Origin of the sequence: Bacillus sp. MT(2024) (assembly GCF_036362845.1) — a bacterium.
Taxonomy (GTDB): domain Bacteria; phylum Bacillota; class Bacilli; order Bacillales; family Bacillaceae; genus Bacillus; species Bacillus velezensis.
This window is the reverse complement of record NZ_CP143632.1, coordinates 2,098,412-2,119,656: the sequence shown is the minus strand read 5'-3', so window position 1 is coordinate 2,119,656 and position 21,245 is coordinate 2,098,412. Positions and strand designations below refer to the sequence as shown.

Below are 21,245 nucleotides of genomic sequence, written 5' to 3'. Positions count from 1 at the left end.
CATTTATCCTCTCAAAACCAGCCTGTAATGAAATAAGATACTGTTAGTTGTTAAGTGATAGTTTTCATTTTTGTGTTTTTGTGGTATTGTTGAAATAAAAAGGATGAGACAATGAAAAAGAAATTAATTGGAGTCTTGATTATTGTTTGTTCTGTGCTCATGTATAGCATAGGTTCACATCCTCTTAAAAATCAAAGATCCACTGAGGAAGTATTACAAAGTGCATGGGATGAATTTGGCTTATTTAGCTATGGGATTGGAGAAACAGACCCAGTCATATCAATTGGTATGGTTAAAACAAAAAGTGAAGAAGAATTACGGCGCTATTTAAACGACAATTTATCTGAGGAAGCCAAAGAAGAATATAAAGTTGAGATCCTTAAAAAGGATATTAATGTTTTAGAAAGACAGCATGAAAAGTATTTGGAAAGTAATAAAGCATATTAATACATTGAAGATGCTTATCGACTCAAATAAAATAATGGTTTATCCATAAACAAAGTTTTGCAAATCATTTCAATGGTTTCATTTAATGTGCTATAATCAAACTGTAAATTACAGAATGGTTACAGTGTATTTTTTAATTAGAAATGCATAAAATAAAAGACTAGGGTGCTACCAACACCCTCGCACTGTACAAAAGCTGCCCATCAAGGGCTTGCTCGATGTTGTTCATGATAGACCTAACCCTTCAGGTTTCCAGGCTCAAGGGGTCTATTTTTATTTATATACGTCAACAGGGCGATTATAAATGACCAAAATGCAAGCATTAACATTAATGCCTGGAATGTTGACATAAGCATCGCCCCTTTCGTAGGGGATGAGCAAGACTCCCTTGAGTGAGCAAACTTTCAGAATTAGATTCTTTTTGAATTTAAGTTAAATATCTCGCTGGAATTACCGATAAATAACATGTGAAATAATACAAGGAGGTTGTGGAATTGAAAAAGTACTTAGTTTAGTAACAATTGTACTTCTTGCTGTGACAACGATGTTTTCTATAAACACATCAAAAGCAGAAGCAGTTGAAGCAACACCGCTTTACAGTCTTCAGATTCTTTCTGTCACATCGGATGGAAACGACTTTGTATGGGAGCCTATTACAAGACAAGCCAAATGCAACAAATGTTTTGAAAGGTGACAAGCGCATATTAAAGTTCGCTTTATGGGCTATACAAATTCGACCGTCATTAAAGCAAAGGATGGGAGAAATTTGTTATACAAAGGTGAAGCGAACATATACAAATATGACCCTATACTTGGACAAAACAAAGTTGTGATGGGATGGGACAAATATATTGAAATTCAATGAACGAACTTCCTTCAAATGAGATTCAAGTTGAAGGACTTGGGAAAAACATGAAAATCATTTACAGCAACGTTGTAAAATTCGAGAGGATGAATGTTATGGAAGGTCTAAATAACTCTTACAATATCACGAAAGATCCGAAATTTTTAGCGTTTTGCAGTTTAGCGACAGAAGGTGCAGGAATTAGTTCGAATCAGCAATGTTCAATTGGTTTTAATGAATTCAAAGCGCTGGAGAATGGCAAAGTAGTTGATAATAAAACCTTAAAAGCAGTTCGAATTAAATCACCAGTTTGATTACTGGAAGTCCAGAATAACTGGGGACGAGCTGTAACTGAAACTGATAATCAAGTGCTGGATATCATCAAACAAGCATACAATCTTGGAATGGTGACGAGAGATAATATGCTTTTGAGAAATCAAGCCATTAACGCGTATAAAACATCTATTTAATTTAAAATTAAAGCCCCTATTCAGGAAGGGGCTTTTGCTTTTCACAACTCATTCTTTATGTTTAATCTAAAACCATAAAGTCCTGCACTGTTTTCTTTTAGGCAAATCAAATTCATTAAATTTCTTTTAGTACGGATATCAAAAATCCCCATATAGCCGCCAATGCCTTTTTGTTTTCCTCTTGTGAAATCACAAAAGTTTTGATCTTTAAACTTTGCATTCATATACGGAAATTTTAAATCAATTTTCAAAAGAAAAATCTTTATCGTACTCAAGTAAGCAGGCGTATCCGGATTTGTTAATATATGCAACGTAAAATTTACCGCTTTTTTTGTCGTAATACACAGCGTCCGCTTGTTCGAGATCATCAGGATATTTTATGAATTTTGATTTCCATGATCCTTTTTCGATTACAGTTAGTTCATGTTCTGAGCTAGCCACAACATATTTTTCAGAGTGATCAAATACATCTCCATAGGAAGCTAATCCAATCGTTTTAATAATCTCTTCTGTTTTTCTATCAATGACGTACAAAGACATTCCTTGAATGACGTAAATATACTTATCGTTATCATCGCTTCCTCCCATGGTTACGAGGGTAGGCAAAGTCAGGCTATATTTTTTATTGAACTTTTTATCATTTACTTTCAGTTCATTTCCATTGGTGTCGACATTATAGGCTTTTACGGAAATATCTTCTCCTTGATACCAAAAAGCAAATGGATTGGATAATTTTTGTTCTTTAATGGTGTTGTTTTTTAATGTGTAATAATATGGTTCATGTTCAGCTAACAAGACGATATCGTCTGAAGAGGGGGTTTTTTCTGGATATATGGTATATCCGGTACCTTAAAGTATCGTTTATTGAATTTTTCTCCTTGGGATGTGGATATGAGTACGCTTTTCTTGATGAGTGGATTTGAATAGATAAAAAAGATTTTATCCTCGGTTGGATTAATTTTAGAAGTACTTACAGAGTGTTCACCTTTATTTATAAAGAATGCATTGATCAACAATATAACTATTGCACCAATTAGAACTCCTGAAATCCCATATAAAACATAAGACTTTTTCATATAACACTCCTTATCTTTTATATAAAATAAAAAGACACTTGCAGAATAAATCTGCAAAGTAAATGATTAGGAGCAGACAGTTTTTGATGAGCGGTCAATATCTGCAGGTGTGACAAGTGCGCCTCCATTACTGTCTAGGTCGGTTCCTTTTGTGTTTTTGTATGATTGCCACACAAGATTAGAGCAATACTATTTATTTGTGCTTTTTTGGTTGCAGCTATGAATAAGGCTTACCTGTTTTACTATGAAGGACAGCATTGCATAGAGTTCTACAGGTGAACACAGATCATAAAAAAACACCCCCTATGCGGGAGTGCCAAAACATTTATGCGGTTTGCCCTCGGCGTTCCGCTGAGAAGTCATTATGGTGATCAAGCGCGATATGGATACTGGCTGTGTGGCCTCTTCGGGCTTCTTTAAAAACTTTGTGGCCGTCAAGAAGATAATGTCCAACAAGCCCAAGTAAGATAACCAAAAAGATAAAAGCCGATGCAAATTTAAATTTCATAAAGACAATCCCCTCTCTGAATTTGTTTTCGGGCATAAAGCACTTTCTCATAAAAGGCTGTAGCTACTTTATGGTCTTCATTTACATTATAATACATTGCTGCATCAGTCGCTAGGTCTTCCACATCTGAAAGCATAGCTTTTGATTCTAAGTAATCTAAGATTTTAAAAAGTCGTTCTTTGTCATTCTCAACGAATAAACCCATAAGAAAATCAAACATTTTTCCTAATACGTCATCGTTCAACTCCTTTGACAGCATAAGACCTTGTTCACAAACCTGTTTTCCATCAACCGTGTTGAATAATTTAAAGTGCGTTTTTGCCAACATTAGAAGTATGTCAAGCAGTCGGCTAGAATTGTGAAGAGAATTACTTTGATAAATTGAGACGCCTTCTTTAAAATACTCCAATGCCTTCTCCATATGTCCTGTTGTAAATGAGCATAAACCGAGATTGTACAAAGAAGAACCTATTAACCGCGGCATATCAATTTCTTGTGCTTGTTTTAATGCATTCATGAAATGCGGTATTGCTTTTTCTGGATACTCCATGTCTAAATAATTCAGACCGATGACGAATGAACATTGGATTACTCTTATTGAGTATGTCTCGTGTGCTTTGTAGGTTTCTATTGCTTGAACAATATGATGCATAGACATGTGGGTTTGCTTCATGTGATAGTACACTTCAGCAACTTTATAGTGAAATTCAGCTCGCTCTATTTCATCGGGGACAATAGATATCTTCTTTTCAGCTCGGTTGTAAAAACTTATTGCTTTAAGATATTCGTACTGTTCAAATTCATACATCCCATGAAAAAAGTTAAAATAATATTCAAGAATTCCTTTTAGATCGCTTTGTTTACTTTCGATCTCTTCTGATAAGTCTGAAATTTTAGGTCGTTCTTCATTCATGGTTTTTGGTTCAAGGTAATCAAGCATTAATTGATGTCGAAAACACATGAGCGAGTAGTACAACAATAAATCTTGATCTTCTTCCATATGCTCTATTTCTTGTTCAACTTCACCCTTTAGAATTTCTGCATCTGCAACACTGAATAATCTTATATATTTGTACCATTCATTGATTTTTAAGCCAACCTTTGAAGAAGAGATCAATTGCTCCAAAAAAATCAACCTCCTAGTATTTCGTCTGATTATGTAATATTTTATCATAATGTAATATGTTGGGAAGGGTGTTTTTTCTTAATTTCTCAATTCGGTGTGGAATGCGATAGAACCCCCCTCGTTAGAGAAGGGTACATGATCAGTTTGCTGTTGCGTTCAGTGAGGCAAGCCACTCATCTAATGTTCCGCTTGTTGAACGGCTAATTCATATGCTGATTTTCCATCTTCACCGGCAGCGTTAGTAGCTCCAGTACTGCCTTTTTAATGAAGCTAACCATTCAAAAGTGATGAATATTCAAGGCGGGAGTAAGGGAAATTAACAAAAAAATGTGAGGGAATTTAGATGAAACGATTTATCTTGGTTATACCTTTATTGGCTGCTGTTATTGTCTCTCCAACTCAAATGAAAGCAAGTCCAATGCCTTGTAGTGCAGTACTCGAACCGGTGAATCAAAAATTGAAAAATGCGAAGGGTGCGGCCCTAATCTATAAAGTGCAGTTATACCCGCCAAGTGCTGCGAGAACGAATATGAGTATTCTTGCTGTCCACCTTCCTCAGCCATCTTCTTATGGAAGCTACGACGGTTATGAAGGATTTGCCTCCAAAACAGGGGAGATCAGTTGGCGATTTAAACTATATCCGACTCCCGAGAAAGAGAGCCCTAATTGGGCTGGAAGGATTGATTCCATATCGGCTGAAATGACAAATGTTAAAGTGCAAGTACGCCTTTCAAATTCTAAGACGCAAAAGTTGGGGCCGAGTGTATTAACAAACAATATTCAATCTTGCTATTAGAAATGTAGAGCTCTTATCAAAGAGAGCAGTGCGCTTGATCTTTTGTAAATTGTAAAAAAAGGTAATTGTTTGAGAAATTCTGGTAAAAAATGATGGAGAGTCTGTTAAGATGGAATGCCTGAAGTCAATTCATCATTTGACAGAAGAGAGCCGGCAAAAGTCGATATTGCGTTTGATTTTGTACATAGAAAGACGGCATAAAAAGAAGTGGTTAGCTAAAAAAAGGCAAAGAGTCAACGCTCTTTACCATCAGGTGTTTTCCTTAAGCGGTCTGCAATATGCTTAATTAAACTCAGCGCAGCAGTCACTAATGCAATAACTAAAACAATTTCAAGTAAGAGGATAAACCCAAAATTCAAACCGTGCCTTTCAAAGTAATCCTCAGTAAAAAAGAGCAATTGATAAATTCCAAGCATCAGCACAACAAAGGAAGCGCCTATAATAGCGAGAGACTTTTTAGAGAACTCCTTAGTATGGTTAAAATTATAAACCAATAAGAACAAAAATAGACAAGCCATGGCGATCTTATGAGTCAATGAATCACTTGCTGAAAACCCTTGCACAAGTAAGGAGATAATTAATCCGGTCATTCCGATTATTTTATTCATGATTTCACCTTCATTGGATAAGTATGATCTGGTGTCAGCTTACCAATTAAAGGTGATATTCTCAACATAATGCAGTTTAAAGTTAACTTAAAATCGTAATTTTAAGAACAAATTTAGAGTGGATCATGACATGCTGTTTATTATGCTGTAAACAAACGCAACAATAAATAATGGATAAGAGATAACAGCAATTAGTTTTGAAGATTTGCTCTTTTTTTCAAATGTGTATATTAGTGCAAATCCTAAAAAGAATATTGTGACAAACCAAGAAGAATAGGACGGGTACAATGCAATAAGTAAGACAATAAGAGTGGATAACGCAAAAGAAGATTCAAGTGTTATTTTCTGATCGTTTTTCAAATAAACCGCCTCCTTACACGTATTCCCCCATATAAAAACACTTAAACATTATATTAAGTCAGCATGATTAAATGATAAACATTTTACGTCAAGAACAAGATAAAGCAATCCGGCATTTCAAGGACAAGCTGGACATGTCTGAAAAACTGTACATATCCTTAGCTAATTTAACCTGCTTAGAGATAAGCAAAATGATTACGCGGAAAGGCTGTATAGACTTATAAGTCAGACCTTACCTAAACTTAGATCGCTTAAAGAAGGTGATGTGGTTGATCAGCCAATTGAATATTTCATGATGCAATTGTGCGATTCTATAATGGTGAAGACCTCACCGTGTTCCATAAGACTACGGGGAAGTTGTTAAAATCCTTAAAATGAGGCGTTCTAGTCTGTCATTTCCTAAAACAGTGTTTTACTCTTGTTACAAATATGCAAGAAGGGCGGTTTGAACTTGTATAGAGTGTTTATAATGCTGTTAATTTTGTTATGTATAACATTAGGGTGTCAAAACCAACATAGCAAACATTTTATGGAGGCTGAGCAAACTATGGTCGGCTATGTCATTTTAAAAGGAGAGAATCAAGCAATTCTCATACCTAATGAAAAAGCTGATGTTAAAGACTATGAAAATCTTAGTGAAAAAGAGATTATTAAAAAGTATAGATCGGATATAGTTTTACTGGGACTTAGTCAGCTTAACAATAAAGATGACTTGAGCAAAGGACAAAAAATTCGTATTTGGTATAAAAAATTAAATGAATCTTCACCGCTAAAAACAAATATCTCAAAGTTTGAAAGGATTTAGTACGTATTCTTTAATTCTCAGAAATACCGCTATAAAACTGAAGCGGCATATTGAACCGAAATAATGTCTTCAAACCTCACGTCATTCTTCATTCGCGGTGGCTTATTCCTGCCCCGGGATTTATTTGACGATTGTTGACTCAGGTGCAGAGAAGGCATATGTCAAGAACACATTTTGAATGACTGGGCACCTTGAATAAAGCCAGCATTCCCATATTCACATGCGAAGAGATCGGTACTGAACGCTGGATCATACATTTGAACAAGCTTGCGAGGCTTTGATAAAGAAAGAACAGTCAAGAGACGAACCATTACATACATATAATACTCCTGTGAAAGCGGGGGTGTAGTTTTGGAACCTTACCAACGTTATGAGGAATTGAAGAAGAAAACAATAAAGGTTGTCCATAAAGATAATTACAGTATCCGCTATATAGAACAGGATGAAGCGAGTAATGACTTAGATGAATTTTATAAACAATTTGCTCAGCATTTATTGGAGGCTGCTTTGGAAAGGAGTGCAGAGTAAGCTTCTTTTTTTGATTTGTTTGTGGTAAGTATCTTAATAAACGGCTTTATCGGTACTGATATTAATCACATGCGTCACTTCTTGCAGCAAAGCGGCTTCTGCGACATTTTGTCCGCCGATAAGGTTGGTTTGAATGGCTTCAAAGGGATTATCCTCACATGTCGGAACCTGCTTCAGCGCAGCTGTGTGAAAGACAATATCAACACCTTTCATCACTTGGTTGACTCTTCTGTAGTCACGAACATCGCCGAGCACAAACGACAGTCTTTGTTCATCCGCGTATTTTTGTTTCATCACATATTGTTTACTGTCATCTTTGCTGAACACAATGACTTCTTTAGGGGTTAAGAGCAAAAGGCGTTTTACTATTTGGCTTCCGATTGATCCTGTTCCGCCTGTGACGAGAACAGTTTTATCGTGAAAAAACGGTTGTAGCTCTACTGCTTGCTGTTTAGGCATGGCTTATCCTCCAACTCTCGTTTCTCTACCATGCATCATATGTTGAACAATTTCAGCGAGTTAATGAAAGAAACCAATAAATCAAAAATTAGAGAAAAACATTAATCTGATGCGCTTTCATATCGCGTTACCCGATTAATAGAATAGAAATCACAAATAAAACATTGTACTAAATATTCATTTCAAATATTTGTCCACGTCAATTTTTTCTCTCCATAAATTCTCACATGCGGACAATCTTCACAAAAACTTAACACTGAACTTCCTGTATGTATTTTACAATTAAAGTGCACGTTCATAAAAGGAGGATGGAAAATGAATCATTCAAAAACACTTTTGTTAACCGCGGCAGCCGGATTGATGCTCACATGCGGTGCGGTTTCTTCCCAGGCCAAATATAAGCTGTCTGATCCTTATCATTTTACCGTGAATGCGGCGGCGGAAACGGAGCCGGTTGATACAGCCGGTGATGCAGCTGATGATCCTGCGATTTGGCTGGACCCCAAGAATCCTCAGAACAGCAAATTGATCACAACCAATAAAAAATCAGGCTTAGTCGTGTACAGCCTAGAGGGAAAGATGCTTCATTCCTATCATACCGGGAAGCTGAACAATGTTGATATCCGCTATGATTTTCCGTTGAACGGAAAAAAAGTCGATATTGCGGCGGCATCCAATCGGTCTGAAGGAAAGAATACCATTGAGATTTACGCCATTGACGGGAAAAACGGCACATTACAAAGCATTACGGATCCAGACCGCCCGATTGCATCAGCAATTGATGAAGTATACGGTTTCAGCTTGTACCACAGTCAAAAAACAGGAAAATATTACGCGATGGTGACAGGGAAAGAAGGCGAATTTGAACAATACGAATTAAATGCGGATAAAAATGGATACATATCCGGCAAAAAGGTAAGGGCGTTTAAAATGAATTCTCAGACAGAAGGAATGGCAGCAGACGATGAATACGGCAGTCTTTATATCGCAGAAGAAGATGAGGCCATCTGGAAGTTCAGTGCTGAGCCGGACGGCGGCAGTAACGGAACGGTTATCGATCGTGCCGACGGCAGGCATTTAACCCCTGATATTGAAGGACTGACGATTTACTACGCTGCTGACGGGAAAGGTTATCTGCTTGCCTCAAGCCAGGGTAACAGCAGCTACGCGATTTATGAAAGACAGGGACAGAACAAATATGTTGCGGACTTTCAGATAACAGACGGGCCTGAAACAGACGGCACAAGCGATACAGACGGAATTGACGTTCTGGGTTTCGGGCTGGGGCCTGAGTATCCGTTCGGCCTTTTTGTCGCACAGGACGGAGAGAATATAGATCACGGCCAAAAGGCCAATCAAAATTTTAAAATGGTGCCATGGGAAAGAATCGCTGATAAAATCGGCTTTCATCCGCAGGTCAATAAACAGGTTGACCCGAGAAAACTGACTGACAGAAGCGGAAAATAAACATGAAAAAAGCAGCTTATCCAAGCTGCTTTTTGATGTGAAGAGCGTTTCATGAGAAAGTCTTGGAACGGATAGCCGTAAGCACAGCCGGCAGCCGGTCATACGTGTACGCCGGTACTGTCTCTTGATAATTAAGCGCCGCGATTTGTTTACGTTCACCCGGGTTTGTCATATAAAAATGGATCTTATCCGCAAAATCCGCAAACCCGCTGTAAGAAACAAATGATGAAAACGGGGGCGCGGGAGAAAGGTCTGTCAGCTGAAAGGCCTGACAAGCCGCAATGTCTAAGCTTCTCGTATTTAAACTGGTATTTTCGATGCCGCGTCCGTTCTGATTGAGCGCAAACCGATAAGAACGGTGAGGGTTTAAGACCACGTCTGCGCTGTTGTAATATAATGCGGCGTGTTCGGGTTCAATCCATTCATCCATTACGAGCACATTTTGCTGCCTGGCGATTTTTTTAGGCAGATGTCTGCGCCATCCCTTCCCGATAATACGAAGCGTATACGGAAGCTTCGCCGCTGCTTTCACCAGTTCAACGCGGTTCGGATACGGGTATCCGATCAGAAGCAGATTTGTGTGAAGAGAGGCTTCAGCAGGTTGTTTCTTAAAAAGCCGCTGATTAACGGGGATCGGGACATAATATACGTGCTGTAAGCCCATTTGCCGGTAAGCATCAAGCGCGTTTTGTTCTATCGTTAAAACGGCATCGGCAAGCGGGGCGATTGTCATGCTCACATCGAAATAAAAAGGATCCTCCGTCATCCATAGATAAACGGGAATCTGTTCTGTCTTCAGCCATTGAAGCCATTCAGACGGAATACGGTCTCCCGTCATCATCAGACTGATGTCTGGTTTGAATGCCCGTATACTGCGGATGGTATCTTCCTCAAACTCAGAAACAGAAAAAAAGCGGACGGAAGACTGTAAAAAGCCTTCCTCGATCCAGCGGTCAAAATACGTGTATATGCCTTTATATCCTGAACGGATATATAAAACGTTCATATGCTGTTACGAAGTGAACGTGACACTTTCAACTTTGTCGACGTCAAGCAATGTTGTAGCAGAGCCTGCCGGTGTAACGGAATTTTCCTGCGTAACAAAAACGATTCCGTGAATTTCGTCAAAGGAAACAAATTGAACCGGGCCGATCATGTCTCCTGAATCCATCACAATGCTGATGACAGTGCCGGGCTGAATTCTTGCAAAAATCCATCTCGCCGCTAATGAAATACCGCTTCCCAATACTGATTGTGCGCTGAGACTGTCTTTCGCCGCTGCTTCATCTACTTTTGCATCAATTGCCGATTCCAATAATTCTTTTACGCTGTTTTTCACGTTATCTCCTCCATCTGTGCCGCCAGATAAAGCGCTGTTGTCAAATACAGGGGCTAAAAGAGTTTTCAATAAGTTCTTTTTAAGCTCCAAACGATCCTCGCTCATGCGGACATACACCTCCTTTAACAATTTCAACCTCACGTTTATTCATATTCCTGATTGAAGAGATTGGTATAAGTCGAATGCCGTTTTGCTTGTGTTTTTTTCAATATTTAATCAAACAGCTGAATTTTCGAATCAGGCTTTGTTTGCCTATGCGGATTGTAAGAGAATGACATACGTTGTATAGATTAAAAAATGAAGGAGAGGAATATTTTGGATTCAGGAGAAACTGTAAAACACGGGGGTTTTGAGGAGGAATTTCAGCTCGTACTGCTTCTTCTTCTTTTGTTATCTCATCAGCCGTCCGGAGATCATTCAGATTTGCGGCGTCAGCTTATAATGGCAAAAGAGCTTGGGGTTCCTGTACCGCGCGTCAATCTGATTAACGGCAGCACACTGCAGAACGTAATTGTCAAAGAAGTGCTGTCAGATTTGGCCGTTTTTCAAAATCCGCTCAATAATACGAGATCAAACGTCGCGATTTCAAGCATCGTCAGCTGGGGTGCTTTTTAATAACGGATATCAGGCTCTGTCTCTTTCGGAGCCGTTTTTTACGTTTTACAGAAGGGGTGATGGGATGGAAAAGAAGATCTCAATTATCTTAACGAGTTACAACAAACCGGATCTTGTGAAACAGGCGATTGAAAGTGTTTTGCATCAGACCTACAGCAATTGGGAGCTGTTTGTGATGGATGATCATTCAAATGAAGAAACCTCGGCTGCCATCAGTACGTATATAAAAGATCATCGCATATATTATGACAACAGTTTTATCAATCCGGCCGAACGGCTGAAGTCGACCCGGTATGCCGTTTTGATTAATGATGCGCTTTCACGGGCCGAAGGCGAATACATCACTTATTTGACAGACGACACCGTATTTCATCCGAATAGGCTCAGCCGCATGGCGGAAGCGCTTAATCAATGCAGCGAGTTTGATGCCGTCTATTCCAGCCAGAAGGTGATACATGTAAACGGGCGCGGAACAGAACAATTCCACTTCTATCGTTTCGCTGAAGAGGTGCTTGATCAGGCCGCTTTTCTCGTTGATCACTGTTCAGTGATGCACCGGAGATCATTGCTTGAGCGTGTGAAAGAGAAGTTCGGCAGCTTTTGGGACGAAGATGTTATCCATTGGAATCACGGAGACTCTGTTTTTTGGAGCAGGCTCAACACATTTACATCATTTCTGCCGATAAAAGAAGTGTTGGATACGACCTATAAAACACCCCACTCATTTCAGAACACGTATCAATCGCTTCCGTCTGTCCTGATCGACGGATCCTTTGTAAAGGGGACGGATCAGAAAGTATATCAGCTTGACCGAAATAAAAGGAAGCCTGTAAACGAGCGCTGGCATACGTTATATGAAGGCCGAACCGTCGTCATTCCGGATCCGTTTTTATTTCAATATGAGGAAGAGGACTCCGCCAGTATTCCGAATTTTCAGCTCGTCAGGGATCAGTTTCATGTTTATTTTATAGAAGACGGGGAGAAAAGGCTGGTTGATCATAGCGCATTTCGCTTTTACCGATTTAAACGGCATGACATTCCGGCTTTAGAACGGGCCGAAATACAATCGCTTCCGGACGGTCCGCCGATCAGCCGGGGGGCATCGGGCTGTATTCAACATCTGCCCGGGAGAATGCTGTTTCGCATTGAACGGAAATTTTATGTTTATTTGAGAGGGGTTCTCCATCCGATCAGTCATGATGTAGCGAAACGCTTTTTTGCGAATCAGAAGGCGATACCCATTTCCTTTCAGAAAATTAAACAATTACCAATTGGAATGCCGTTCTATCCGGTGTACGATGAAATTATAAGAAATCTCAATATAACAAAAGGTTGAGAGATGCAGTCGGATGTGTAAGGAAAAGGAGAGCTTTTATGACCGATCAATTTGATAAAACCGAGAAGCAGTATATAGAGCTTACTTCCGGCATTCAGAGGTTCGAGCATTTCAGTGTATATACGGACCCTTTTTTGCCGCAGATTTTTTCGCATAACTTTGTTCAGCTGCACCGTACATTTCCGTTAGACAAACTGCTGCCGTTTTTTTCGTCCGTTCCGGGCATGCTTCAAGCCAATTATATTCATGTGAAAGCGTCTCCGGAGCACGCATTTCCGCTTCTTCTGAAACAAACTCTGGTAAAGCAGGGCTGCGTAGTGGAAGATGAGCTGTTTTTTGCAAGGAAACTGGCAAATGGGGACCTGCAGGCAGGACACCCGCTCACTGCTTGGGGGACGGAAAAAAGCCTCGCCGACGGGTCGTCTATTATGAACATCTATGATGCCCTTTACATTGGCGAGGCGGCGGCCGAACAAAAGCTTGAGCGGAAATATCCTTTGTATAAGGACGGAACGGTTATGCTTGTCGTGTGCTACAGCGACGCCTCGCAAACGATTCCGATCGGCTGCGGAGAGCTTTTCATCAACAAAGCAGATAAAACCGCAAAAATAGAAGAAGTCGCAATTCTGGATCAATTCCAACGAAAAGGCTACGGATCGATATTGATGAATGAGCTGATGGCGGCGGCAAAGCTGAACGGCATGGAAACCGTATACCTTGTGACGTCCGGGATGGACGGTGTAAACCGCTTTTATGAAAAACTCGGTTTCAAAAGATTTCGGCGCGTGCATACAATTTTTCATTATTTTCTTACATAGTTGGGCATTCGCATAAACCAATTGGGAGTTGGCCCGCATACAATGCCGTATATCGTAAGAAGAAAGGATGAATTGCGTATGTACGGATACGGATATGGCTACGGTTGCGGCAGTTTTGGCTATGGTTACGGGCACGGCGGCTGCGGAGGCGGAACCAGCACTTTTGTGCTGATCGTTGTATTGTTTATTTTATTAATCATCGTCGGTGCGGCTTTTATTTGTTAGACTGAAAAAAATCCTATTATGAAAATCAGCCTGCAGAGAACATCACTTTCTGCAGGCTTTTTGTTATTTCCATGCTGAAAAATCAGCTTGAAAAACATTTTAATACATATTACCTTTCTGGAGAAGGGGGAGAAAATGTGAACATAACGATTGAAGAATTACCCGAATCCAGAATTGCTTATTTCCGAAACGTCGGAGAGTATGGCGGAAACTGATGGAGCCATTTAAAAACTGGGCGCAATTGAATGGCCTGCTTGATCATTCTGTCATTTTAGGAATTCCGCAAGATCATCCGAATCGTACTCCTAAAGAGAAATGCCGCTATGATGTTTGTCTTGTTACCAATCAAGACCATGTGCCTGAACCAGCCCGGATCGGTACATTTTCCGGAGGGAAGTACGCTGTTTTCTTGCTTGATCATACAAAAGAGGCAGTCAGCGGATTTTGGAACACTGTTTTTTCTGAGATCGAAAAAAATAATTTATCAATCAGAGAACAGCCCATTATCGAAAGGTATACTTTACAAAAGGTGAATCATCATTTGTGTGAAATATTGATTCCCATACAGTAAAGAAGACGGGAATTTTCCGCCTTCTGCTTATACAGATTCAGATCAAAAATGATGTGATGATGAGCTGAGCAGATAAATAGCAGAACCGAAGAAAGAATAAAATCAACAGTAGTAATAGAATTTCCAGAACGCTCTTCAGGCTGTCGGGACATCTCCGGCAGCCTGTTTTACAGAAAGGTATTTTCTGCAAAAAACTTTTTGAAGGAAAGAATGCGGTTATTCATCTGTTCATACAATGAAGCAAATGGGTTTTCGAGGTGGAAAGATATGGGGAGCTATTTAATCAAACCGGAGCTTGACGCAAATTATCCGTCAGTCAGTCATGGAAAGGGATCATATGTGTATGATCAGGAGGGGAACAAGTATCTTGACGGAGCATCGGGGGCGGTCACTTGCAATATCGGTCACGGCACGGAGGATATTATACAAGCTTTAAAAGAGCAGCTTGACTCCGTTTCGTTTGTGTATCGCTCGCAATTCACCAGTACTCCGGCAGAAGAACTGGCTTTATTTCTGGCCGATCATCTGCCGGGCGGGCTGAATTGGTCATTTTTTGTAAACAGCGGCTCAGAGGCAGTCGAAACAGCGATGAAAATAGCCGTTCAATATTGGCAGGAAAAAGGGCAATATCAAAAATCCGTCTTTCTATCAAGATGGGGCAGTTACCACGGCATTACTTTGGGAGCGCTTTCATTATCGGGGTTCTACGAACGGAGATACCGCTTCACCCAGCTGCTTGAACGGTTTCCGGCCGTTTCAGCGCCTAATATGTATCGTTCAGAGCTGCAGGGAGAGGAATTTGTGAAAGCTGCGGCGGCTGAACTGGAAACGGCTGTTCAGCGGATCGGTTCCTCATTTATCGCGGGTTTTGTCGCAGAGCCGATTGTCGGAGCAGCCGGGGCGGCCATCACTCCGCCGGCAGGTTATTATGAAGCGCTTGAGGTTGTCTGCCGCAGGCACGGTATTTTGTTTATTGCGGATGAAGTCATGACGGGGCTCGGGAGAACAGGGCGGATGCTTGCTTCTGAGCATTGGGGGATCGCCCCTGATATCGCGGTGCTCGGAAAAGGGTTAGGCGCCGGTTACGCTCCGATTGCGGCAGCTGTTGCGTCTGATGACATCATTGAAACGATCAAGCGGGGCTCCGGGGTCATTATGAGCGGACATACGTACAGTGCCAACCCATACTGTGCAAGAGCGGCGCTTGAAGTGCTTCGCTATGTCAAGAAACACGAGCTGCTTCGGCAGTCAGAGGAAAAAGGCGTAATGCTGAAGCGGAAATTAGAAGAAATCAAAGACCGCAGCGGGGTGATCGGGGATGTCCGCGGTAAAGGCCTCCTGATCGGGGTTGAATTCGTTAAGGATAAAACGACGAAGGACGTTTTTTCGAAAAAACAGGCCTTCACCGAAAAAATCATTAAAGCGGCAAAAAAACGGGGCCTGCTTATTTACCCTGCAAAGCCCGGTATTGACAGCGGAGAAGGAGACGCCGTCATTATCGCCCCGCCGTTCACGATTTCATATGCGGAGCTGGATGAGCTGTCAGATCTATTTTCCCAGTCCGCAGAAGAAGCTGAAAAAATGATGAAGAAGGATTGAGCTGATATGTCTATTTTTCATAAAAAAATCGATATTCATGAAGCAATTGCCGATGTCAAGGACGAATCTGTCATCATGTTCGGCGGTTTTGGAGGAGTGGGTTCACCTCCGTCATTAATCGAAGCGATTTTGGAAAGCGGCGTTAAAGAATTGACCGTCATCTGCAATGATGCCGGATTTCCGGAAATCGGTATCGGCCCGCTTATCGTTCATAAGCGGGTAAAAAGGCTGATCGCTTCCCATATCGGCTCAAATCCTGTCGCAGGCAGACAAATGACTGACGGAGCGCTTGAGGTGGAATTTTCGCCGCAAGGGACGCTTGCTGAACGGATTCGCGCAGGCGGAGCGGGGCTAGGCGGTATTTTAACTGATATCGGCATTGATAACGCAACCGTTTGTGAAAACAAAGAAACCGTAACGATTGACGGAAAGTCCTATTTAGTTGAAAAAGCGCTGACGGCTGATTTCGCTTTTGTGTCGGCACATATTGCTGATGAATTCGGAAATCTGACGTTTGACAAAACGGCGCGCAACATGAACCCTCTGATGGCTGCTGCGGCCGAAAGAACATTTGCTGAGGCGGCAGAGATTGTGCCTGCCGGGGAACTTGACAGCGAGCATATTGTAACGCCGGGCGTTTTCGTGGAGGGTGTCGTGCAAAGTGAAGGAGTGAAGTGGAGATGGGCTTGGGAATAGCGGAAAGAGAGAGTATCGCAAGGCGGGCCGCCAGTGAAATTACCTCAGGTATGATTGTCAACCTGGGGATCGGCATTCCTTCTTTAGTGCCGAACTTTCTGCCGGCCGGCATGGAGGTAATGCTGCAGGCGGAAAACGGCGTCCTCGGGATCGGCGGTAGTCCGGAGCGCGGAGAGGAGGATGAGCTTTTATGCAATGCGGCCGGATTTCCTGTTAGTACAGTTAAGGGTGCTTCCTATTTTGATTCAGCTCTGTCTTTTGCCATGATCAGAAAAGGGCTGATAGATATTACCATTTTAGGCGCGCTCCAAGTCAGCAGGACAGGTGATCTCGCCAATTGGCTCGTGCCGGGGAAAAAGGTGCCCGGAATGGGCGGGGCGATGGAGCTTGCCCAAGGCGCGAAAAAAGTGGTTGTCGTCATGAGCCACACCGATCAGAAAGGCCGGCCGAAGCTGGTCGAAAGCTGTTCATTGCCGCTTACAGCAGCGGGCTGTGCAGATCTCATCATTACAGAGAAAGCTGTCATCAGCATAGATTATGGGGCTTTTGTTCTTGAGGAACTGCTGAATGGCACGACCATAGACGATGTCATTCAAACAACGGATGCCGAAATCAGATTGGGAGAATGTTTTCTTAAAAGGGGGTCTGTCCATGGATCAATTAGAAAAGAAAGTCACTGAGTGGGCGGAAGAAAACACAGCAAAAGCGGTAAGCCTGCTGAAACGGCTGATCGGGGAAAAAAGCACGTTCGGCCATGAATTTAACGCACAGGCAGTCGTTTTAGAAAAACTGAGACAGTTTGACATGGATATTGATGTCTGGGAGCCGAGTGTCAAACAGTTGAAAGAGCATCCTTATTTTGTATCGGAACGCGAAGACTTCCATGAAAGCCCGAATATCACAGCCGTAAAGAAAGGGGCCGGGGGCGGAAGATCACTGATACTGAACGGACATATTGATGTTGTCCCGGAAGGAAATCCCGCCGCATGGACGTATGAACCGTTTACCGCTGTTGAAAAGGACGGCAAAGTTTACGGACGCGGTTCAACGGATATGAAAGGCGGCAATACAGCCCTCTTGTTTGCGTTAGAAGCGCTTGAAGCCTGCGGGATTACGTTAAAAGGAGATGTTCTGTTTCAAAGTGTCGTAGATGAAGAGTGCGGCGGCGCGGGAACACTGGCGGCTGTTATGAGGGGCTACAAGGCTGACGGGGCGCTTATTCCCGAACCGACTAATTTAAAGCTGTTTGTTAAGCAGCAAGGGTCTATGTGGTTCCGCATTACGGTAAGAGGATTGTCCGCACACGGCGGCACCCGCTATGAAGGGGTGAGCGCCATTGAAAAAAGCCTGCATGTCATCACAGCCCTTAAAGAGCTTGAACACGTCCGCAACGCCCGTATCACAGACCCGCTTTATCGGGACGTTCCGATTCCGGTTCCCATTAATATCGGCACCGTCCAAGGGGGAACGTGGCCATCATCGGTAGCTGACCGTGTGGTGATAGAAGGCAGGTGCGGAATAGCGCCGGATGAAACGCCCGAAGCAGTAAAAGAAGAGCTGGCAAGCTGGCTGAAAGATTTGGAGTACCGGGATGAATGGTTTAAACACCACCCCGCGGAAATAGAATGGTTTGGAGCTCAGTGGCTTCCGAATGATCTCCCGGATGAGCATCCGCTGATTTCCGCTCTGGAATCTTCTTTTGAGAAAATGAAAGGGGCAAAACCGGTTCGTGAAGCGTCCCCGTGGGGAACGGACGGAGGGCTTTTGCAGCACGCGGGACAGACACCGGTCATCGTCTTCGGTCCGGGAGAAGTCAAGGCGGCGCATCAGGCGAATGAATACATTGAAGTCCGGGCGTTAATCGATGCCGTCAAAATCATTTCTCTTTTTATCATGGAATGGTGCGGGGTGGCAGATGGGGGTGACGGAGCTGATAAAGGAACTGAGGGCTGAAAGCGGAGCGGCCGAGATTGATGCAGACCGTTTCAATGAGCGGATCAGGGTCATTCGTTATGACGGACAGATCACGGCGCTTATACCGGCCGTTTTGGCAGAAGCAAAGCAAGAAGGAGCCCAAAAGGTGATTTTCTTTGCCAAGCGCGGCGATGAGCCGGAATTTGTCAAGCATCTTTTTATTGTTGAGGGTGTCATAGACGGGTATTACAACGGGCATGAGGCTGTTGTGATGGTGCGCTATTTATCAGAGGAACGGAGACGGTCAGATTCATATGTATCAGAAGATTCGACTGTTGACTGTTTATATGAGACACCGCGGCGGGGACTGACTCAAACAGAAAGCACGCTGATGTTCAGAAAAGCGGACGAAGATGATGCAGACTGCTTATCGCACTTATATAAACATGTTTTTCTTACCTATCCGACTCCTGTCTTTAATCCCCTTTATATTAAAAAAACAATGAAAGAAAACACCATCTATTATGCCGCATTCGATCAGGATCGTCTCATTGGGGCGGCAAGCGCAGATATCAATCCGGTATTGGGGCACGCTGAAATGACCGATTGCGCGGTTCTGTCAGGTTACAGGGGGAACTTCGTAACGGCACACTTGTTTAAAGCGTTGGAGCAGGAACTCGCTGGCCGGGGAATCATTCATCTTTTTTCCTTGGCCCGTGCAGCGTCTTACGGGATGAATGCCGTTTTGTATCATGCGGGATACGGCTACAGAGGCAGGCTTGTGAACAACTGCCGCATTTCAGAAGGGCTCGAAAATATGAATATATGGTGCAAGACTTTACGTTTGGCCATTCATAAGGAGGAATTCGTTTGACAAACCAATGGTTTCAGCCGAAGCGTCATTGGAAGGAGATTGAATTGTGGAAAGATGTGCCGGAAGACAAGTGGAATGATTGGCTGTGGCAGCTCACCCATACTGTAAGAACCGTCGATGACCTGAAAAAAGTCATTCATTTGACCGAAGAGGAAGAAGAAGGCGTCAGGATGTCTGTAAAAACCATTCCCCTGAACATTACGCCTTATTATGCTTCTTTAATGGATCCCGATAACCCGAGATGTCCGATCCGCATGCAGTCCGTGCCGCTGTCAGAAGAAATGCACAAAACGAAATATGACCTTGAAGATCCGCTGTTTGAAGATGAAGATTCACCGGTTCCCGGTCTTACGCACCGCTATCCCGACCGCGTTCTTTTTCTGGTGACAAATCAATGCTCGATGTATTGCCGATACTGCACCAGAAGGCGTTTTTCCGGACAGATCGGAATGGGGGTGCCGAAAAAACAGCTCGATGCGGCAATCGCTTACATCCGGGAAACGCCGGAAATCCGTGACTGCCTGATTTCCGGCGGAGACGGGCTTTTAATCAACGATCAGATTCTGGAATATATTTTGAAAAACCTGCGTGACATTCCCCACCTTGAAATTATCAGGATCGGAACGAGAGCGCCCGTCGTATTTCCGCAGCGGATAACGGATAACCTTTGTCAGATTTTGAAAAAATATCATCCGGTCTGGCTGAACACTCATTTTAATACGAGCATCGAACTGACGGAAGAATCGGTTGCGGCGTGTGAAAAGCTCGTTAACGCAGGTGTTCCGGTCGGTAACCAGGCCGTTATTTTAGCAGGCATTAACGATTCGGTACCGATTATGAAAAAACTCATGCATGATTTAGTGAAAATCCGCGTGCGGCCGTATTATATTTATCAATGTGATTTGTCAGAGGGAATCGGCCATTTCAGAGCGCCTGTGTCAAAAGGGCTGGAAATCATTGAAGGACTGAGAGGCCACACAACGGGCTTTGCCGTGCCGACCTTTGTCGTCGACGCCCCTGGCGGAGGCGGTAAAATCGCCCTGCAGCCGAACTACTTGCTCTCCCAAAGTCCGGAGAAAGTAGTGATCAGAAACTTCGAAGGGGTGATTACATCTTATCCCGAGCCGGAAAACTATATCCCGAATCAAGCCGACGACTATTTTGAATCTGTTTTTCCGGGAACAATGGCCAAACGCGAGCCGGTCGGACTGAGCGCCATTTTCGCGGACAAAGAGGTTTCGTTCACACCGGAAAATGTATCGAGAATCGACAGGAGGAAAACGTTTACATCAAACCCTGATCATGAAACGCTGAAAGACCGCAGGGAAAAGAGAGATGAATTGAAAGAAAAGAAATTTATTGCACAGCAAAAGAAAGAGCAAAAAGCAGGATCGGAAGTCGGAGGTGAGTCGCCGTGAAGCCATGCGAGTGGTGCGGCAATCAGAAGGCGTCAGCTTGTCAGGCGGCTGTGTACTGGGAGCTTCCTGACGGTACGAGAGCCATAGAAATTACAGAAACACCCGCATTCGCCTGTTCCTCCTGCGGCATGACGTATCAGGAGGAAGCGGTCATAGCGGAAATCGAAAATCAGCTTTTTTTAGTCAATGCAAAAAAATTACCGGAAACACTCACATATCAAGAGCTGATGGGGACAGAACGGATCTTGAAACGGAATTATTTTGACTTCTCCTAGTCTTCTTTTGTTGTAATTTCACACTTGAATTGTATAATAGTACAACAAAAGACAGTCATCAGGAGGGGAAA

27 protein-coding genes and 3 pseudogenes are annotated in these 21,245 nt (G+C 42.6%); 20 read left to right on the top strand and 10 right to left on the bottom strand.

Annotated elements, in window-relative coordinates; translation table 11 throughout:
- Window positions 1–111: 111 nt before the first annotated feature.
- On the top strand, window positions 112–447 hold the full coding sequence (locus VP472_RS10230; RefSeq protein WP_146277044.1) for a YolC/YozM family protein: 336 nt from the start codon (window positions 112–114) through the stop codon (window positions 445–447).
- Window positions 448–683: 236 nt separating this feature from the next.
- On the opposite strand, the gene VP472_RS10225 is transcribed toward VP472_RS10230, so the two are convergent.
- A complete protein-coding gene (locus tag VP472_RS10225) occupies window positions 684–803 on the bottom strand; it encodes a putative holin-like toxin (RefSeq protein WP_330731092.1) in 120 nt (39 codons plus the stop codon).
- 362 nt (window positions 804–1,165) lie between these two features.
- Between VP472_RS10225 and VP472_RS10220 the strand changes: the two genes are divergently transcribed.
- Both VP472_RS10220 and VP472_RS20105 read left to right on the top strand, forming a co-directional pair.
- Window positions 1,166–1,312 (top strand): hypothetical protein, encoded by a 147-nt coding sequence (locus VP472_RS10220; RefSeq protein ID WP_330731091.1) that lies wholly within the window; start codon window positions 1,166–1,168, stop codon window positions 1,310–1,312.
- A gap of 95 nt (window positions 1,313–1,407) precedes the next feature.
- Window positions 1,408–1,761: pseudogene (locus VP472_RS20105) on the top strand (hypothetical protein).
- 41 nt (window positions 1,762–1,802) lie between these two features.
- Here VP472_RS20105 and VP472_RS10210 read toward each other — a convergent pair.
- The 4 genes from VP472_RS10210 to VP472_RS10195 form a co-directional block, all read right to left on the bottom strand.
- On the bottom strand, window positions 1,803–2,012 hold the full coding sequence (locus tag VP472_RS10210) for a hypothetical protein (RefSeq protein WP_330731089.1): 210 nt from the start codon (window positions 2,010–2,012) through the stop codon (window positions 1,803–1,805).
- Window positions 2,002–2,556 carry a YncE family protein gene (locus VP472_RS10205; protein ID WP_330731088.1) on the bottom strand — a complete coding sequence of 185 codons (555 nt, stop codon included), beginning with the start codon at window positions 2,554–2,556 and terminating at the stop codon, window positions 2,002–2,004. The genes VP472_RS10210 and VP472_RS10205 overlap by 11 nt, the downstream gene beginning before the upstream one ends.
- A 606-nt stretch (window positions 2,557–3,162) precedes the next feature.
- The gene (locus tag VP472_RS10200) at window positions 3,163–3,345 is read right to left on the bottom strand and encodes a hypothetical protein (protein ID WP_003153655.1); all 183 of its coding nucleotides are present in this window, start codon (window positions 3,343–3,345) and stop codon (window positions 3,163–3,165) included.
- Window positions 3,335–4,471, bottom strand: a complete 1,137-nt coding sequence (locus tag VP472_RS10195) for a Rap family tetratricopeptide repeat protein (RefSeq protein WP_003153656.1) — start codon at window positions 4,469–4,471, stop codon at window positions 3,335–3,337. Before VP472_RS10195 ends, VP472_RS10200 begins: the two co-directional genes overlap by 11 nt.
- 343 nt (window positions 4,472–4,814) lie before the next feature.
- Between VP472_RS10195 and VP472_RS10190 the strand changes: the two genes are divergently transcribed.
- Complete coding sequence (locus tag VP472_RS10190; RefSeq protein ID WP_003153657.1) at window positions 4,815–5,267, top strand: YoqH family protein; 453 nt, start codon at window positions 4,815–4,817, stop codon at window positions 5,265–5,267.
- Between the two features lie 138 nt (window positions 5,268–5,405).
- Window positions 5,406–5,484: pseudogene (locus VP472_RS20100) on the top strand (hypothetical protein); the annotation flags it as partial.
- Window positions 5,485–5,500: 16 nt separating this feature from the next.
- On the opposite strand, the gene VP472_RS10185 reads toward VP472_RS20100, so the two are convergent.
- Together VP472_RS10185 and VP472_RS10180 are read right to left on the bottom strand one after the other, a co-directional pair.
- Window positions 5,501–5,875, bottom strand: coding sequence for a YoqO family protein (locus tag VP472_RS10185; protein WP_048367415.1), 375 nt, complete (start codon window positions 5,873–5,875; stop codon window positions 5,501–5,503).
- A 123-nt stretch (window positions 5,876–5,998) separates the two neighbouring features.
- On the bottom strand, window positions 5,999–6,235 hold the full coding sequence (locus VP472_RS10180; RefSeq protein WP_063636671.1) for a hypothetical protein: 237 nt from the start codon (window positions 6,233–6,235) through the stop codon (window positions 5,999–6,001).
- 529 nt (window positions 6,236–6,764) lie between these two features.
- Here VP472_RS10180 and VP472_RS10175 point away from each other — a divergent pair.
- Window positions 6,765–7,040, top strand: coding sequence for a DUF3221 domain-containing protein (locus tag VP472_RS10175; RefSeq protein WP_225979761.1), 276 nt, complete (start codon window positions 6,765–6,767; stop codon window positions 7,038–7,040).
- A 351-nt stretch (window positions 7,041–7,391) separates the two neighbouring features.
- Window positions 7,392–7,568: a recombination directionality factor SprB gene (sprB, locus tag VP472_RS10170; protein WP_003153662.1), complete on the top strand. Its 177-nt coding sequence runs from the start codon at window positions 7,392–7,394 to the stop codon at window positions 7,566–7,568.
- A gap of 33 nt (window positions 7,569–7,601) precedes the next feature.
- Here sprB and VP472_RS10165 read toward each other — a convergent pair whose 3' ends face one another.
- On the bottom strand, window positions 7,602–8,027 hold the full coding sequence (locus VP472_RS10165) for an SDR family NAD(P)-dependent oxidoreductase (RefSeq protein WP_003153663.1): 426 nt from the start codon (window positions 8,025–8,027) through the stop codon (window positions 7,602–7,604).
- Between the two features lie 315 nt (window positions 8,028–8,342).
- On the opposite strand from VP472_RS10165, the gene phyC reads away from it, so the two are divergent.
- Window positions 8,343–9,494, top strand: coding sequence for a 3-phytase (gene phyC / locus VP472_RS10160; protein ID WP_003153664.1), 1,152 nt, complete (start codon window positions 8,343–8,345; stop codon window positions 9,492–9,494).
- A 49-nt stretch (window positions 9,495–9,543) separates the two neighbouring features.
- On the opposite strand, the gene VP472_RS10155 is transcribed toward phyC, so the two are convergent.
- Together VP472_RS10155 and VP472_RS10150 are read right to left on the bottom strand one after the other, a co-directional pair.
- Window positions 9,544–10,500, bottom strand: a complete 957-nt coding sequence (locus VP472_RS10155) for a CgeB family protein (RefSeq protein ID WP_063095002.1) — start codon at window positions 10,498–10,500, stop codon at window positions 9,544–9,546.
- Window positions 10,501–10,506: 6 nt separating this feature from the next.
- Complete coding sequence (locus tag VP472_RS10150) at window positions 10,507–10,938, bottom strand: hypothetical protein (protein WP_003153666.1); 432 nt, start codon at window positions 10,936–10,938, stop codon at window positions 10,507–10,509.
- A gap of 210 nt (window positions 10,939–11,148) precedes the next feature.
- On the opposite strand from VP472_RS10150, the gene cgeC reads away from it, so the two are divergent.
- The 12 genes and pseudogenes from cgeC (at window position 11,149) to VP472_RS10090 (ending at window position 21,174) form a co-directional block, all read left to right on the top strand.
- Complete coding sequence (cgeC, locus tag VP472_RS10145) at window positions 11,149–11,448, top strand: spore maturation protein CgeC (protein WP_079891442.1); 300 nt, start codon at window positions 11,149–11,151, stop codon at window positions 11,446–11,448.
- Window positions 11,449–11,512: 64 nt separating this feature from the next.
- On the top strand, window positions 11,513–12,784 hold the full coding sequence (locus VP472_RS10140; protein WP_146277038.1) for a glycosyltransferase family 2 protein: 1,272 nt from the start codon (window positions 11,513–11,515) through the stop codon (window positions 12,782–12,784).
- Between the two features lie 38 nt (window positions 12,785–12,822).
- Window positions 12,823–13,602, top strand: coding sequence for a GNAT family N-acetyltransferase (locus VP472_RS10135; RefSeq protein WP_063636667.1), 780 nt, complete (start codon window positions 12,823–12,825; stop codon window positions 13,600–13,602).
- 78 nt (window positions 13,603–13,680) lie between these two features.
- Entirely contained in the window at window positions 13,681–13,827 is a 147-nt protein-coding gene (locus VP472_RS10130) for a YjcZ family sporulation protein (protein WP_014418145.1), read from the top strand.
- A gap of 137 nt (window positions 13,828–13,964) precedes the next feature.
- A pseudogene (locus VP472_RS10125) lies at window positions 13,965–14,398 on the top strand (AraC family transcriptional regulator).
- 267 nt (window positions 14,399–14,665) lie between these two features.
- A complete protein-coding gene (locus tag VP472_RS10120; RefSeq protein WP_094247863.1) occupies window positions 14,666–15,997 on the top strand; it encodes an aspartate aminotransferase family protein in 1,332 nt (443 codons plus the stop codon).
- A gap of 6 nt (window positions 15,998–16,003) precedes the next feature.
- The gene (locus tag VP472_RS10115) at window positions 16,004–16,693 is read left to right on the top strand and encodes a CoA transferase subunit A (protein ID WP_003153673.1); all 690 of its coding nucleotides are present in this window, start codon (window positions 16,004–16,006) and stop codon (window positions 16,691–16,693) included.
- Window positions 16,678–17,373 (top strand): 3-oxoacid CoA-transferase subunit B, encoded by a 696-nt coding sequence (locus VP472_RS10110; protein ID WP_146277034.1) that lies wholly within the window; start codon window positions 16,678–16,680, stop codon window positions 17,371–17,373. Before VP472_RS10115 ends, VP472_RS10110 begins: the two co-directional genes overlap by 16 nt.
- Complete coding sequence (locus VP472_RS10105; protein ID WP_003153675.1) at window positions 17,345–18,646, top strand: peptidase; 1,302 nt, start codon at window positions 17,345–17,347, stop codon at window positions 18,644–18,646. The genes VP472_RS10110 and VP472_RS10105 overlap by 29 nt, the downstream gene beginning before the upstream one ends.
- Entirely contained in the window at window positions 18,609–19,481 is an 873-nt protein-coding gene (gene ablB, locus VP472_RS10100) for a putative beta-lysine N-acetyltransferase (protein ID WP_153986746.1), read from the top strand. The genes VP472_RS10105 and ablB overlap by 38 nt, the downstream gene beginning before the upstream one ends.
- Complete coding sequence (gene ablA, locus VP472_RS10095) at window positions 19,478–20,899, top strand: lysine 2,3-aminomutase (RefSeq protein WP_101562175.1); 1,422 nt, start codon at window positions 19,478–19,480, stop codon at window positions 20,897–20,899. Before ablB ends, ablA begins: the two co-directional genes overlap by 4 nt.
- Window positions 20,896–21,174 carry a YokU family protein gene (locus tag VP472_RS10090; RefSeq protein ID WP_053573288.1) on the top strand — a complete coding sequence of 93 codons (279 nt, stop codon included), beginning with the start codon at window positions 20,896–20,898 and terminating at the stop codon, window positions 21,172–21,174. Before ablA ends, VP472_RS10090 begins: the two co-directional genes overlap by 4 nt.
- Window positions 21,175–21,245: the final 71 nt, after the last annotated feature.

What these genes read in the sequence shown, in the direction of transcription:
- VP472_RS10135 (WP_063636667.1), top strand. Translation starts at nt 12,823, where the DNA reads ATGACCGATCAATTTGATAAAACCGAGAAGCAGTATATAGAGCTTACT.
- VP472_RS10115 (WP_003153673.1), top strand. Translation starts at nt 16,004, where the DNA reads ATGTCTATTTTTCATAAAAAAATCGATATTCATGAAGCAATTGCCGAT.
- VP472_RS10175 (WP_225979761.1), top strand. Translation starts at nt 6,765, where the DNA reads ATGGAGGCTGAGCAAACTATGGTCGGCTATGTCATTTTAAAAGGAGAG.
- phyC (WP_003153664.1), top strand. Translation starts at nt 8,343, where the DNA reads ATGAATCATTCAAAAACACTTTTGTTAACCGCGGCAGCCGGATTGATG.
- ablB (WP_153986746.1), top strand. Translation starts at nt 18,609, where the DNA reads ATGGGGGTGACGGAGCTGATAAAGGAACTGAGGGCTGAAAGCGGAGCG.
- VP472_RS10110 (WP_146277034.1), top strand. Translation starts at nt 16,678, where the DNA reads ATGGGCTTGGGAATAGCGGAAAGAGAGAGTATCGCAAGGCGGGCCGCC.
- VP472_RS10120 (WP_094247863.1), top strand. Translation starts at nt 14,666, where the DNA reads ATGGGGAGCTATTTAATCAAACCGGAGCTTGACGCAAATTATCCGTCA.
- VP472_RS10105 (WP_003153675.1), top strand. Translation starts at nt 17,345, where the DNA reads ATGGATCAATTAGAAAAGAAAGTCACTGAGTGGGCGGAAGAAAACACA.
- VP472_RS10220 (WP_330731091.1), top strand. Translation starts at nt 1,166, where the DNA reads ATGGGCTATACAAATTCGACCGTCATTAAAGCAAAGGATGGGAGAAAT.
- VP472_RS10165 (WP_003153663.1), bottom strand. Translation starts at nt 8,027, where the DNA reads ATGCCTAAACAGCAAGCAGTAGAGCTACAACCGTTTTTTCACGATAAA.
- VP472_RS10150 (WP_003153666.1), bottom strand. Translation starts at nt 10,938, where the DNA reads ATGAGCGAGGATCGTTTGGAGCTTAAAAAGAACTTATTGAAAACTCTT.
- VP472_RS10155 (WP_063095002.1), bottom strand. Translation starts at nt 10,500, where the DNA reads ATGAACGTTTTATATATCCGTTCAGGATATAAAGGCATATACACGTAT.
- VP472_RS10140 (WP_146277038.1), top strand. Translation starts at nt 11,513, where the DNA reads ATGGAAAAGAAGATCTCAATTATCTTAACGAGTTACAACAAACCGGAT.
- VP472_RS10225 (WP_330731092.1), bottom strand. Translation starts at nt 803, where the DNA reads ATGCTTATGTCAACATTCCAGGCATTAATGTTAATGCTTGCATTTTGG.
- VP472_RS10190 (WP_003153657.1), top strand. Translation starts at nt 4,815, where the DNA reads ATGAAACGATTTATCTTGGTTATACCTTTATTGGCTGCTGTTATTGTC.
- VP472_RS10200 (WP_003153655.1), bottom strand. Translation starts at nt 3,345, where the DNA reads ATGAAATTTAAATTTGCATCGGCTTTTATCTTTTTGGTTATCTTACTT.
- VP472_RS10230 (WP_146277044.1), top strand. Translation starts at nt 112, where the DNA reads ATGAAAAAGAAATTAATTGGAGTCTTGATTATTGTTTGTTCTGTGCTC.
- VP472_RS10185 (WP_048367415.1), bottom strand. Translation starts at nt 5,875, where the DNA reads ATGAATAAAATAATCGGAATGACCGGATTAATTATCTCCTTACTTGTG.
- VP472_RS10130 (WP_014418145.1), top strand. Translation starts at nt 13,681, where the DNA reads ATGTACGGATACGGATATGGCTACGGTTGCGGCAGTTTTGGCTATGGT.